Raw genomic sequence first — 13,892 nt, 5'->3', positions numbered from 1 at the left:
TCGCGAAGAGGCCAGTGATCACACCGCAGAACCCGCCCCTTGACGTAAACGTCAACCTGCCATTAGCTTAGCGCCATGACCTTTTGCGAGCGCTTCCATGAGCAGCCAGACCTACAGCATCTCCGACCTCGCCCGCGAGCTCGACATTACCACCCGGGCCATTCGCTTCTATGAGGAACAAGGCCTGCTCAGCCCCGAGCGCCGTGGCCAGGAACGCATCTATTCACCCCGGGACAAGGTCAGCCTGAAACTAATCCTGCGGGGCAAGCGCATCGGCTTTTCCCTGGCCGAATGCCGTGAGCTGATAGAGCTTTACGACCCGTCCAGCGGTAACACCAAGCAACTGAACAGCATGCTGGCGAAAATCAGCGAGCGTCGGCAACAGCTGGAACAGCAGATGCTGGACATCGAACAAATGAAACTGGAACTCGACACGGCCGAAGAGCGCTGCGTACAGGCGCTGGAACAGACCCTCAAGAGCCAGCAAACCGTTCAATAGGTCAACACTCATCCCCTGTGGGAGCGGGCTTGCTCGCGAAGGCGACTGTACATCCAAGATGGATGTCGACTGATCCACCGCATTCGCGAGCAAGCCCGCTCCCACAATTGATCATCGCTCACCCATTACTCTGGTGAACTCCATGCCCCTGCCTACACACGTACGCCTTGTCGAAGTCGGTCCCCGCGACGGCCTGCAAAACGAAGCCCAACCCATCAGCGTCGCCGACAAGGTGCAACTGGTCGATGCGCTGACGGCCGCAGGCCTTGGCTATATAGAAGTCGGCAGTTTCGTTTCGCCCAAATGGGTGCCGCAGATGGCAGGGTCAGCCGAGGTTTTCGCGCAGATCCAGCGCAAACCGGGTGTGACCTATGGCGCGCTGGCGCCCAACCTGCGTGGCTTTGAAGACGCCCTCGCGGCCGGGGTCAAGGAAGTCGCGGTGTTCGCCGCCGCGTCCGAAGCCTTTTCCCAGCGCAACATCAATTGCTCGATCAGCGAAAGCCTGGCGCGCTTCGTGCCGATCATGGAAGCGGCCAGGCAACACGGCGTGACCGTGCGCGGTTACGTGTCCTGTGTGCTGGGCTGCCCTTATGAAGGTCATGTCGCGCCGGAACAGGTGGCCCTTGTCGCCCGCGAACTCTACGCCATGGGCTGCTATGAGGTCTCTCTGGGCGACACCATCGGCACCGGTACCGCCGGTGCAACCCGTCGGATGTTCGAGGTGGTCTCGGCCGATGTGCCGCGAGAAAAACTTGCCGGGCATTTCCACGACACCTACGGCCAGGCCATGGCCAACATCTACGCCAGCCTGCTCGAAGGCATCTCGGTGTTCGACAGCTCGATTGCCGGCCTCGGTGGCTGCCCCTACGCCAAGGGCGCCAGCGGTAACGTCGCCACCGAAGACGTGGTTTACCTGCTCAACGGCCTGGGTATCGAAACCGGTATCGACCTGGATGCGCTGATCCTGGCCGGTCAACAAATCAGCGCGGTGCTTGGCCGTCCTACCGGTTCCCGTGTGGCCAAGGCCCGTAGCGCGCAGTGAGTGCGCGCGGGTGTGTCCGGGTGTTACCGCCCCATCCGGAATGTGGGGAAAAGCGAGTAACACGGAAACAAATTGTCAGGGTTTGCCTGAGGCAAAAAACCCCAAAAGAATTAAATCATTGATTTTAAAGGATTTTTAAAAGTTGGCACGCCTTCTGCTATCTCTATGGCATAACAAGAATAAAAAAACGCGACACACCTAATAAAAACAAGACGTAACGACTCTGACATAACAAAAACAACACGGCAGAGACGCAGCTAACAGATTTTTTTGGAGAAGATGTGCTTTTCAGGGTGCTTTTCGGAGTGACCCGCAACCGGGCAGAGAACAATAAAACTACCTTCAGGTAGCTCCCGAACTGGTTGGATCGCTTAAGCGAAAAAGTAGATCAGCGCTCAAAAAAATACGTTTGCTCTTGATCCCGGATGGGGATCGCCAAAAACAGCGGTAAAGGGCAACGGTTGCCAAAAACAAAAACAGACCGACCCTCAATAATAAAAAAAGAGCACGCGCAACGAAAATTAAAGGGGAGCTTCGGCTCCCCTTTGTGCTGTCTGGCGTTCAGCTTTTTACCCTCCTTGTAGGAGCGAGCTTGCTCGCGAAGGCGGCGTATCAGTCCCCTTATTCATTGACTGACACTGCGCATTCGCGAGCAAGCCCGCTCCCACAGGGTTTGGGGTCAGCCCTGCTGGCTGCGCAATTCTTCGACACTGATCTCGCGCATGCGGAATTTCTGGATCTTGCCGGTCACGGTCATCGGGAACTCGTCCACGAACTTGAAGTAACGCGGCGTTTTGAAGTGCGCGATGCGCTCCTTGCACCAGGCCTGCAGCTCCTGCTCGGTCGCACTGTGACCGGGGTGGAATTTGATCCAGGCAACGATCTCCTCGCCATAGCGCGAGCAGGGAATGCCGATCACCTGCACGTCGGCCACGGCCGGGTGGGTGAAGAAGAACTCCTCCAGCTCCCGCGGATAAATGTTCTCGCCGCCACGGATGATCATGTCCTTGTTACGCCCGGCAATGCACACATAACCCTCGTCATTCATGCTCGCCAGGTCACCGGTGTGCATCCAGCCCGCCTGGTCGATGGCCTCGGCGGTACCTTGCGGGTTGTTCCAGTAGCCGAGCATCACGCTGTAACCACGGGTGCACAGCTCACCGATGGTGCCACGCGGTACCAGGTTGCCCGCCTCGTCGATGATCTTGCTTTCCAGTTGCGGCTGGGTGCGGCCGACGGTGGTGACGCGCAGCTCCAAATCGTCGGACGGACCGGTCTGCAACGACACCGGACTGGTTTCGGTCATGCCGTAGGCAATCTGCACTTCACTCATGTGCATTTCACTGATGACCCGGCGCATCACCTCGATCGGGCAGGTCGCGCCCGCCATAATTCCGGTGCGCAGGCTCGACAGGTCGAACTCGGCCCGTTGCGGCTGATCGAGCATGGCGATGAACATGGTCGGCACGCCGTACAGGGCGGTGGCCTTTTCTTCGGCGACGGTGCTCAGGGTCAGCAGTGGATCGAAGGCATCGTTGGGGTAGATCATGGTGCTGCCATGGGTGATGCACCCCAGGTTGCCCATGACCATGCCGAAGCAGTGATACAGCGGCACCGGGATCACCAGGCGATCGGCGGCGGTCAGGCCAAGGCTTTCGCCGACCATGTAACCGTTGTTGAGAATGTTGTAGTGACTGAGGGTCGCGCCCTTGGGGAAACCGGTGGTGCCGGAGGTGTACTGGATGTTCACCGCCTGATCGAAATGCAGGCTGTCCTGGCACTCGCGCAGGCGCTCCGTCGATACGCCGCCGGCCAGATCGGTCAACTGCGACCATGGCAAAAAACCGCTCGGCGGTTGCGCATCCAGGCTGATCACACCACGCAGATCCGGCAGGCGTTCGCTCTGCAACTGGCCGATCGATTGCTCTGCCAGCTCCGGCACCAGACCTTGCAGCATGGCGTGGTAGTTGGATGACTTGAAGGCGCCGGCGCACACCAGCCATTGGCAGCCGGACTGCTTCAACACATATTCCAGCTCGGAACTGCGGTAGGCCGGGTTGATGTTGACCAGGATCACGCCGATTTTCGCCGTGGCGATCTGCGTGATGCACCACTGAGCGCAGTTCGGTGCCCAGATTCCGAGGCGGTCGCCAGTCTGCAGGCCCAACGCCAGCAGCGCCCGGGCATGAATATCCGCTTCCTGCGCAAGTTGCCGCCAGGTGTAGCGCAACCGTTGATGGCGCACGACCAGCGCCTCGCCGTCGGGGTGCTGCACCACCGTGTGATCGAACGCCTGTCCGATGGTCATCGCCAACAGGGCTTTATCCTGAGAACCACGGGTGTAGCTGCGCTGCGGGTTTGCACTGGGTTGATCCATGACGACCCCTATTGTCTTTATTAATGGGTGTAACAGCGGCCCCCACTCTGGGTGCTTGTCTGTAGGAACGGTCCTACTGTCGCTCAAGTTGACGTTAACGTAAAGGGTGATTGACAGCCATTCGTCACAGGCTTACGTTAACGTAAAGGTGAGAGGTAATTCGCTGTCCTCCCCGTCCTACAAAAAGCCAAAAGGTGACCCATGAGCTACCCATCCCTGAACTTTGCCCTCGGTGAAACCATCGACATGCTGCGCGATCAGGTTCAGTCCTTCGTCGCCAAAGAGATCGCTCCCCGCGCCGCTCAGATCGACATCGACAACCTGTTTCCCGCCGATCTGTGGCGCAAATTCGGCGACATGGGCCTGCTGGGGATTACCGTGCCGGAAGAGTACGGCGGCGCTGGCCTGGGCTACCTGGCCCATGTGGTGGCGATGGAAGAGATCAGCCGGGGTTCGGCCTCTGTCGCCCTGTCCTACGGCGCCCACTCCAACCTCTGCGTCAATCAGATCAACCGCAACGGCAACCACGAACAGAAACTCAAATACCTGCCCAAACTGATCAGCGGCGAACACATCGGCGCCCTGGCCATGAGCGAACCGAATGCTGGCTCCGACGTGGTGTCGATGAAGCTGCGCGCCGATAAGCGCGGCGACAAATATGTACTCAACGGCAGCAAGACCTGGATCACCAACGGCCCGGACGCGAACACCTACGTGATCTACGCCAAGACCGACCTGGAAAAGGGCCCCCACGGCATCACCGCATTCATTGTCGAGCGCGATTGGAAAGGCTTCAGCCGCAGCAACAAGTTCGACAAACTCGGCATGCGCGGCTCCAACACCTGCGAGTTGTTCTTCGATGACGTCGAAGTGCCGGAAGAGAACATCCTCGGCGTACTCAACGGCGGCGTGAAGGTGCTGATGAGCGGTCTGGACTACGAGCGCGTCGTGCTCTCCGGCGGCCCGACCGGAATCATGCAGGCCTGCATGGACCTGATCGTGCCGTACATCCACGACCGCAAGCAGTTCGGCCAGAGCATCGGCGAATTCCAGCTGATCCAGGGCAAGGTCGCCGACATGTACACCCAACTCAACGCCAGTCGCGCCTACCTGTACGCGGTCGCCCAGGCCTGCGAGCGCGGCGAAACCACCCGCAAGGACGCCGCCGGCGTGATCCTCTATAGCGCCGAGCGCGCCACGCAAATGGCCCTGGACGCGATCCAGATTCTGGGTGGCAACGGCTACATCAACGAATTTCCGGCCGGCCGTCTGCTGCGTGACGCCAAGCTGTACGAAATCGGCGCCGGCACCAGTGAGATCCGTCGCATGCTGATCGGTCGCGAACTGTTCAACGAAACCCGCTAAGACGGAGCTGTCCATGGCTATCCTGCACACCCAGCTCAACCCCCGTTCGGCGGAGTTCGCGACCAACAGCGCAGCGATGCTCGAACAGGTCGACGCCCTGCACACCCTGCTCGCCCAGGTCGCGCAAGGTGGTGGCCCGAAAGCGCAAGAACGCCACACCTCGCGGGGCAAGTTGCTGCCCCGTGAGCGGATCAATCGCCTGCTGGATACGGGCTCGCCGTTCCTGGAAATCAGCCAACTGGCCGCTTACCAGGTATACGGCGAAGACGTGCCGGCCGCTGGCGTGATCGCCGGAATCGGCCGGGTGGAAGGCGTCGAATGCATGATTGTCGCCAACGATGCCACGGTAAAAGGGGGCTCGTACTACCCGCTGACCGTGAAAAAGCACCTGCGCGCCCAGACTATCGCCCAGCAGAACCGCTTGCCGTGCATCTATCTGGTGGACTCCGGTGGCGCCAACCTGCCGCGTCAGGACGAGGTGTTCCCGGATCGTGAACATTTCGGCCGGATCTTCTTCAACCAGGCCAACATGAGCGCCCTGGGCATTCCGCAAATCGCAGTGGTCATGGGCTCCTGCACCGCCGGTGGCGCCTACGTGCCGGCGATGGCCGACGAAGCGATCATGGTCCGCGAACAGGCGACGATTTTCCTCGCCGGCCCACCGCTGGTGAAAGCGGCGACCGGTGAAGTGGTCAGCGCCGAAGACCTGGGCGGTGCCGATGTGCACTGCAAGATTTCCGGGGTCGCCGACCACTACGCCGAGAGCGATGAGCATGCCCTGGCCATCGCCCGACGCAGCATCGCCAACCTCAACTGGCGCAAGCTCGGCGAAGTGCAGCAACGCACTCCAATCGCCCCGCTCTACAGCTGCGACGAGCTGTACGGCGTGGTGCCGGCCGACGCCAAGCAACCGTTCGACGTGCGCGAAGTGATCGCGCGGCTGGTGGACGGTTCGGTGTTCGATGAATTCAAGGCGCTGTTCGGGACAACGCTGGTGTGCGGTTTTGCCCACCTGCACGGTTACCCGATCGCGATCCTCGCCAACAACGGCATCCTCTTCGCCGAAGCCGCGCAGAAAGGCGCGCACTTCATCGAACTGGCCTGCCAGCGCGGCATCCCGCTGCTGTTCCTGCAGAACATCACCGGGTTCATGGTCGGCCAGAAATACGAGGCCGGCGGCATCGCCAAGCACGGCGCAAAACTGGTGACGGCCGTGGCCTGCGCCAAAGTGCCGAAGTTCACGGTGATCATTGGCGGCAGTTTCGGGGCCGGTAACTACGGCATGTGCGGTCGGGCCTACGACCCGCGCTTTCTGTGGATGTGGCCGAATGCGCGCATCGGCGTGATGGGCGCCGAACAGGCGGCCGGCGTACTGGTGCAGGTCAAGCGCGAACAGGCCGAGCGCAGTGGCCAAGGGTTCAGCGCCGAGCAGGAAGCCGAGATCAAGCAACCGATCCTCGACCAGTACGAAGAACAGGGCCACCCCTATTACTCCAGCGCTCGCTTGTGGGACGACGGCGTCATTGACCCGGCGCAGACCCGTGACGTGCTGGCCCTGGCCTTGTCCGCGTCGCTGAACGCACCAATCGAACCGAGCCGCTTCGGCGTGTTCCGGATGTGATTTTTTGTTGTAGGAGCGAGCTTGCTCGCGATGGACGTTAACGATAACGCGTGTTTTCTGAAAAAACGCGTCGCCCTGTAGCCCATCGCGAGCAAGCTCGCTCCTACACAAGAGCCGTGGAGACGGACGAATATGAGCGACTTCAACACCCTCGAACTGCTGACCGACCCAAGGGGTTTTGCGACTCTCTGGCTCAGCCGTGAAGAAAAGAACAACGCGTTCAATGCCGAAATGATCCGCGAACTGATCCTCGCGCTGGATCAGGTGTCGAGCGATGCCAGCCTACGCTTCCTGCTGCTGCGCGGTCGCGGCAAGCATTTCAGCGCTGGCGCCGATCTGGCGTGGATGCAGCAGTCGGCCGAGCTCGATTACCACACCAACCTCGACGACGCCCGGGAGCTGGCGGAGTTGATGTACAACCTGGCCAAACTGAAAGTGCCGACCTTGGCCGTGGTGCAAGGCGCAGCCTTCGGTGGGGCCTTGGGCCTGATCAGTTGCTGCGACATGGCCATTGGCGCCGATGACGCGCAGTTCTGCCTGTCGGAAGTGCGCATCGGCCTGGCGCCTGCGGTGATCAGCCCGTTCGTGGTGCAAGCCATCGGCGAACGCGCCACCCGCCGCTACGCCTTGACCGCCGAGCGTTTTGGCGGCCAGCGGGCACGGGAACTGGGGCTGCTGTCGGAGAGCTATCCGCTGGCCGACCTTGAGCAAAAGGTCGAGCAGTGGATCGACAACCTGCTGCTCAACAGCCCCGCCGCCATGCGCGCCAGCAAGGACCTGCTGCGTGAGGTGGGTGACGGCTCGCTGCTCCCGGCCCTGCGCCGCTACACCGAAAACGCCATCGCCCGTATCCGCGTCAGCCCCGAAGGCCAGGAAGGTCTGCGGGCCTTCCTGCAAAAGCGCCCGCCGAGCTGGCAGGCCGAAATCACCACCAAGGAGCCGCGTTGATGAGCGCCCCCGTCCTCACCACCCTGCTGGTGGCCAACCGCGGCGAGATCGCTTGCCGCGTGATGCGTACCGCCAAGGCCCTGGGCCTGACCACCGTCGCCGTGCACAGCGCCACCGACCGTGATGCGCGCCACAGCCGCGAAGCGGATATCCGTGTCGACCTCGGCGGCAGCAAGGCCGCCGACAGCTACCTGCAAATCGACAAGCTGATCGCCGCAGCCAAGGCCAGCGGCGCCCAGGCGATCCATCCCGGTTATGGCTTTTTGTCGGAGAACGCCGGGTTTGCCCGCGCGATCGAAGCCGCCGGCCTGATCTTCCTCGGCCCGCCCGCCTCGGCCATCGACGCCATGGGCAGCAAATCCGCCGCCAAAGCGCTGATGGAGACCGCCGGCGTGCCGCTGGTGCCGGGTTATCACGGTGAGGCTCAGGACCTCGACACTTTCCGCGCCGCCTGTGAACGCATCGGTTACCCGGTGCTGCTCAAGGCCACGGCGGGCGGCGGCGGCAAGGGCATGAAGGTGGTGGAGGACGTCAGCCAATTGGCCGAAGCCCTGGCCTCGGCCCAGCGTGAAGCCCAGTCGTCCTTCGGCGATTCGCGGATGCTGGTGGAAAAATACCTGCTCAAACCCCGTCACGTGGAAATCCAGGTGTTCGCCGACCAGCACGGCAACTGCCTGTACCTCAACGAACGTGACTGCTCGATCCAGCGTCGCCACCAGAAGGTCGTCGAAGAAGCGCCAGCACCCGGCTTGAGCCCGGAACTGCGCCGGGCCATGGGCGAAGCCGCCGTGCGTTCGGCCCAGGCCATCGGCTACGTCGGTGCCGGCACCGTGGAGTTTTTGCTGGACGCCCGTGGTGAGTTCTTCTTCATGGAGATGAACACCCGCCTGCAGGTCGAGCACCCGGTCACCGAAGCCATCACCGGCCTCGATCTGGTGGCGTGGCAGATTCGCGTGGCCCGTGGCGAAGCATTGCCCATGACCCAGGATCAGGTGCCGCTGGTTGGTCATGCGATTGAAGTGCGGCTGTATGCCGAAGACCCGGGCAACGACTTCCTGCCGGCCACCGGACGCCTGGAGCTGTACCGCGAATCGTCGCCGGGCGCGGGTCGGCGGGTGGACAGCGGCGTCGAAGAAGGCGACGAGATTTCCCCGTTCTATGACCCGATGCTCGGCAAGCTGATTGCCTGGGGTGAGGACCGAGAACAGGCCCGTCTGCGCCTGTTGAGCATGCTCGATGAGTTCGCCATTGGCGGCCTGAAGACCAACATCAACTTTTTGCGCCGGATCATTGCCCATCCCGCGTTTGCCGCGGCGGAACTGGATACCGGTTTCATCCCGCGCTATCAGGAACAGTTGCTGCCGGCTCCTGCGGACCTGAGCGATGAGTTCTGGCACGCCGCCGCCCAGGCTTTTGCGCAGAGCCAGCCCGATGCGGCGCGCGGTGATGACCCCAGTTCGCCATGGGCGATCGGCAATGGCTTGCGGGCCGGATTGCCGGCGCAAGTCACCCTTCACCTGGCCTGCGAAGGCCAGGATCGCGCCCTGACACTGGGCGCATCCCAGATCCGCAGCGCGCAGCTCAAGGGCGAACATCTGTTGACCGAGCACGACGGCGTGCGCCGCCAGCATCGGGCGATTCGCCGAGGCAATCTGGTGTATCTGCAATGGGAAGGTGAACTGCACCGCATCGAGCCGTACGACCCGATCAGCGCGGTCGAGGCCAGCCACAGCCACCAGGGCGGACTGACCGCGCCCATGAACGGCAGCATCGTGCGGGTATTGGTGGAGGCCGGGCAAACGGTCGAAGCCGGCGCGCAACTGGTGGTGCTGGAAGCGATGAAGATGGAGCACAGTATCCGCGCGCCCCATGCCGGGGTGATCAAGGCGCTGTATTGCCAGGAAGGCGAGATGGTCAGCGAAGGCAGTGCGTTGGTGGAACTGGAAGAGGCATGAAATGAAGATCGGCCCTGCGCTGTGCGAGGGCCGATCTGACTAGAATTTAGCGGTTGCCTGCACCACCACGCCGATGATTCGGCACTCGTCGGTGAACAGGGCTTTGGGGTACGTCGGATTGAGCGGAACCAGATAACGCTCCCCGCCCTCCTCGATCAACTTGCGAAAAATCGCCTCGTGGCTGCTCGGCCACTGGGCGATCACCAGTTTGCCGGGTTCGGCCTGGACGTCCGGGTCGACAAGGATAAGCATGCCCTCGGCAATGCTAAGGCCGCTGGGCGCCGTCATCGCATCCCCCGCCACCGTCAGCCAGAACGCCGCGCCACGGGCGTGATAGTCGGACAGCTCGAAACGGTACTGGCCCCGTTCGCCATCACGCACTTGCGTCGTCTGCTGCCAATCGCTGACCGGGTAGCGAAAGTACGGGTTGTACTTTTGCGTCAGGGGCATTGCCTCGTCCGGGGCATCCGAGGGTTCGCGAATCACCAGCGCCACTTCGAGAAAGTCCATGCCCAGTGCCTTGAGCACACGGTTCATATCCTCGATGCCCGGTTCGCGTCGTTTGTTGAGCCAGTGCCCAACGCCGCCCTGGGACATCCCGAGGCGCTCGGCGAGCACTTCCTGAGTGACTTTGAGTTCACTCATCTTGGCCTTGACCAATTCAATCCATTTATCCATGTGCGGCACGATACGTGGTGGGCTCCGACCATCAAAACACAAAATGTAGTATTTAAATTATGGTCACAAATACAGATCGTACTAGGATGGCTTCACGGATCTGAACCTATCACTGAGCTTGCCATCACCATGACCCATTCCCTTGACGACTTGCCTGATATGCAAATTGACACGTCACTCACCTCTCCTCAGGGTTGCGCGGCCGCCCAGCGCGCGCTGGACTACTACCTGAAACCGGCCGCAGCGCAAGAAGCAGGCGAAGTGCGCTTCTTTGAGGTAAACCCGAATGTCACCAACGAGGAGGCGCTGGTCCGTGCCTCGGACCTGTTGCGCTGTGCCGCCGCCACGGCCTATGAATCGGCCAGCCAATTGCAGGGGACGCCCCGGGACCTGGCGTTTTCGGCGGTGCACATGATCGACATGGCCAAGGCGTTGGTAGACCGATCCCTGGAGAGGCATCAGAGCATCTGAAGCAAAGGCGCACGAAGAGGACGGAACGAATTTTCCGCTCGCAATGATTAAATCCCTTGACTCTTAAATGAGAATGATTATTATTGCATCAACTGATCGCGAGATCAGTCGATGGGCCAAGGGACCTTAGGTCGGACTCTTGGACTGTCTCCTCATCAGGCTAATCACGGTTTTTGACCCGGCTTTTTGCCGGGTCTTTTTTTGTCAGTTTTCTGGCTGACTTCTTCAGGCCATGAAGTCTTCGGGTGCTGCAAATCAGTGACGCGGATGTGATGAAAAGATTATTCGCCGACAGGAAAGACCGTTTATCAACACGGCACGGTTATGGCAAATAGCACTTGAGAATCAATTGCACAGTCTCTAAGCTGCGTTGGCGTCAAGGAGGACGCCCCCACGCTCTAACCCTCTGATTTCATTCACCTCACTGCATAAATCCGGCCATTCGTGCTCGTGGTTTTCAATGCCTGCGCCAAGCCACCGGTGAAACGTTTTTTCTTCGCTGTCAGCCCCTTCTCTTGCGTGTAAAGTAGCCGCCATAAATCCAAATCAGGAAACCTGACCGTGGCTAAATCCTCCCTCGATATTTCTGCCAATTTCGACAGCGGCAACATCCAGGTCATCGACATCAGCGACCCGCTCAAACCGTTGCTGGCCATCCGCCCGGATACCCGCAGCCCACACTTTCAATGGTTCCATTTCAAGGCCAGCGGCCTGCACGTCGGCCAGGAGCACTGGTTTCGCCTCAACAACGCCAGCCAGTCTTCCTACAACAAGGCCTGGGACGGCTATCAGGCGGTGGCTTCCTACGATCACGTCAACTGGTTTCGTGTGCCGACGATCTTCGAAGGCGACTGCCTGCGCTTCTGCCTCGAAGCCACGCAGACCCACGCCTGGTTCGCCTATTTCGAACCCTACAGCCGCGGACGCCACGATTGGTTGATCGAGCAGGCACTGACCAAGGCGGGCACCGAGTTGCTGGCGACCGGCAAGAGCGTCGAAGGCCGTGACATTCAACTGCTGCGCAAGGGCTCGGGAGCCGAAGGCCGGCGCAAGGTGTGGATGATTGCCCAGCAACACCCTGGTGAACACATGGCCGAGTGGTTCATGGAAGGCGTGATCGAACGCCTGGAGCACCACGACGATCCGGTCCTGGACAAACTGCTGGCCAGCGCCGACCTGTACCTGGTGCCGAACATGAACCCGGATGGCGCGTTCCACGGCCACCTGCGCACCAACGCCATGGGCCAGGACCTGAACCGCGCCTGGCAAAGCGCCAGCCCGGAAATCAGCCCGGAGGTGTTCTTCGTTCAGCAGCAGATGGAAAAGTACGGCGTCGACCTGTTCATCGACGTTCACGGTGACGAGGAAATCCCCCACGTGTTCACCGCCGCTTGCGAAGGCAACCCTGGCTACACGCCGCGCATCGAAAAACTCGAAGAGCAGTTCCGCAGCCACCTGAAAAAAACCACCAAGGACTTCCAGACCAAGTACGGCTACACCCGGGACGAGCCGGGCCAGGCCAACATGACCCTGGCCTGCAACAGTGTCGGCCAGAAGTACGACTGCCTGTCGCTGACCCTGGAAATGCCGTTCAAGGACCATGACGACCACCCCAACCCGGTCACTGGCTGGTCGGGCAAGCGCTCCAAGCAGTTGGGCAAGGATGTGTTGACCACCGTGGCCGAGATGGTCGATAGCCTGCGTTGAAATCCTGTGGGAGCGAGTTCGCTCGCTCCCACACGGGCCGGCACTCAGCCGCGATCCTTACCCCTCAACATGCTGTCCAGCACATCATCACGGCGTACCCAGGCGTGGAACAGCGCCGCCGCCAGATGCAGCAACACCGTCAAGAACAGCAGATACGCCAGGTACCCGTGGGCCTTGCGCAAAAACGCGAACACCTGCGCGTTGGCCGCTACGATCGAAGGCAATTGCAATGAACTGCCGAGCATCACCGGCTCGCCCGACGCCGAAATCATCGCCCAGCCCAACAGCGGCAAAACCAACATCAAGACGTAAAGCATTACGTGGGACGCTTTCGCCGCCAGCACTTGCCAGCCCGGCAGGTCCGCCGGCAGTGGCGGCTGCCGGGTGGAAAAGCGCACCGCCAGACGCACGATCGCCAGCAGCAGAATCGCCACGCCCAACGGTTTGTGCAGGTGGATCAGCCATTCATGGCGTTCCGAGACCGAGGCGACCATGCCCGCACCGATGAACAGCATGGCGATGATCATCAGCGCCATCAGCCAGTGCAGCAGGCGCGCCAGTGGAGCGAAATGGTTGGGTTGAGTGCTCATTGCTGGGCCTCCTGTTTGGCGGCGGGCAATTGGCTGACTTCGCTGGTGCGACGCAGGTAGGAATTGGAATAACCGGCAGAACGCGCGGCCAGCAGCGGATCGTCGGACGCTTCGATGCCGGCGGGCAACACCAGCGGGTCATAGTTGATGTCGCGGCACTCGCCGCTCAGTTGCGGCTGGGTCTTTTCCAGCACCAGGGTGCCGGCGTTCAGCACCTTGCGCCCTGCGGGCCAGACCTTGGTGGCGTCGTTCACCGGATCACCGGGGTCGGCCAAGGTGATCAGCAACTGCCAACGCAACGGACCTGCGTTGATGCGCTGCACCAGGTCCTTGTCCAGATAGTCGGTGCCCTCCGGCGCCGTTGCCCCCGGTGCATCCTGGGCCACCGGCACCATGTTCCAGCGCACGGCCTGCCGCTGCCCGGCGGCATTGACCAGATAAAACGCGTTGACGCTGTTATAGGTCTCGGTCGCATAGCTGGCCGACGGCTTGGCAGTCTTGACCCAGGCCAGGAACGCCGCGGCTTCCGGGTGCGAACCGAAGAACGCCGGCACCGCAGCCGGGTCCGGTTTGCCGGTGGAGGGCAGCGGCGACTGGGCCTGCTGCAACTGGTAGAACGCTTCGGGCGTGGCCACCGGG

12 protein-coding genes are annotated in these 13,892 nt (G+C 61.3%); 8 read left to right on the top strand and 4 right to left on the bottom strand.

The annotated features are described in order from the left end of the window. Positions 1-97: 97 nt before the first annotated feature. Positions 98-499, top strand: a complete 402-nt coding sequence (locus B0W55_RS10300; protein ID WP_077045896.1) for a MerR family DNA-binding transcriptional regulator — start codon at positions 98-100, stop codon at positions 497-499. 142 nt (positions 500-641) lie between these two features. Then, positions 642-1,541 (top strand): hydroxymethylglutaryl-CoA lyase, encoded by a 900-nt coding sequence (locus tag B0W55_RS10295; protein ID WP_077045895.1) that lies wholly within the window; start codon positions 642-644, stop codon positions 1,539-1,541. Positions 1,542-2,220: 679 nt separating this feature from the next. Here the strand turns inward: B0W55_RS10295 and B0W55_RS10290 are convergent. Beyond that, positions 2,221-3,918 (bottom strand): AMP-binding protein, encoded by a 1,698-nt coding sequence (locus tag B0W55_RS10290; RefSeq protein WP_077045894.1) that lies wholly within the window; start codon positions 3,916-3,918, stop codon positions 2,221-2,223. A 201-nt stretch (positions 3,919-4,119) separates the two neighbouring features. Between B0W55_RS10290 and B0W55_RS10285 the strand changes: the two genes are divergently transcribed. From B0W55_RS10285 to B0W55_RS10270, 4 genes are all read left to right on the top strand, one after another. Next, positions 4,120-5,283: an isovaleryl-CoA dehydrogenase gene (locus tag B0W55_RS10285; protein ID WP_077045893.1), complete on the top strand. Its 1,164-nt coding sequence runs from the start codon at positions 4,120-4,122 to the stop codon at positions 5,281-5,283. A 13-nt stretch (positions 5,284-5,296) separates the two neighbouring features. Continuing rightward, positions 5,297-6,904, top strand: a complete 1,608-nt coding sequence (locus B0W55_RS10280) for a carboxyl transferase domain-containing protein (protein WP_077045892.1) — start codon at positions 5,297-5,299, stop codon at positions 6,902-6,904. 132 nt (positions 6,905-7,036) lie between these two features. Continuing rightward, positions 7,037-7,852 carry a gamma-carboxygeranoyl-CoA hydratase gene (locus tag B0W55_RS10275; RefSeq protein ID WP_077045891.1) on the top strand — a complete coding sequence of 272 codons (816 nt, stop codon included), beginning with the start codon at positions 7,037-7,039 and terminating at the stop codon, positions 7,850-7,852. Continuing rightward, positions 7,852-9,807 carry an acetyl/propionyl/methylcrotonyl-CoA carboxylase subunit alpha gene (locus tag B0W55_RS10270; protein ID WP_077045890.1) on the top strand — a complete coding sequence of 652 codons (1,956 nt, stop codon included), beginning with the start codon at positions 7,852-7,854 and terminating at the stop codon, positions 9,805-9,807. The genes B0W55_RS10275 and B0W55_RS10270 overlap by 1 nt, the downstream gene beginning before the upstream one ends. 39 nt (positions 9,808-9,846) lie before the next feature. On the opposite strand, the gene B0W55_RS10265 is transcribed toward B0W55_RS10270, so the two are convergent. Further along, entirely contained in the window at positions 9,847-10,485 is a 639-nt protein-coding gene (locus B0W55_RS10265) for a LexA family transcriptional regulator (protein ID WP_077045889.1), read from the bottom strand. 129 nt (positions 10,486-10,614) lie between these two features. On the opposite strand from B0W55_RS10265, the gene B0W55_RS10260 reads away from it, so the two are divergent. After that, positions 10,615-10,956: a DUF6124 family protein gene (locus B0W55_RS10260; protein ID WP_077045888.1), complete on the top strand. Its 342-nt coding sequence runs from the start codon at positions 10,615-10,617 to the stop codon at positions 10,954-10,956. Between the two features lie 555 nt (positions 10,957-11,511). Further along, complete coding sequence (locus B0W55_RS10255; RefSeq protein ID WP_077045887.1) at positions 11,512-12,663, top strand: M14-type cytosolic carboxypeptidase; 1,152 nt, start codon at positions 11,512-11,514, stop codon at positions 12,661-12,663. A 44-nt stretch (positions 12,664-12,707) separates the two neighbouring features. Here the strand turns inward: B0W55_RS10255 and B0W55_RS10250 are convergent, their stop codons facing one another. Together B0W55_RS10250 and B0W55_RS10245 are read right to left on the bottom strand one after the other, a co-directional pair. Further along, positions 12,708-13,253 (bottom strand): cytochrome b, encoded by a 546-nt coding sequence (locus B0W55_RS10250; protein ID WP_077045886.1) that lies wholly within the window; start codon positions 13,251-13,253, stop codon positions 12,708-12,710. Further along, the coding region (locus B0W55_RS10245) for a catalase family peroxidase (protein ID WP_139340891.1) at positions 13,250-13,892 on the bottom strand (643 nt) is incomplete at its 5' end. The genes B0W55_RS10250 and B0W55_RS10245, both read right to left, overlap by 4 nt.

Source organism: Pseudomonas sp. KK4, from assembly GCF_001984065.1.
GTDB lineage: Bacteria > Pseudomonadota > Gammaproteobacteria > Pseudomonadales > Pseudomonadaceae > Aquipseudomonas.
This window is presented reverse-complemented; position numbering and strand designations above follow the sequence as displayed.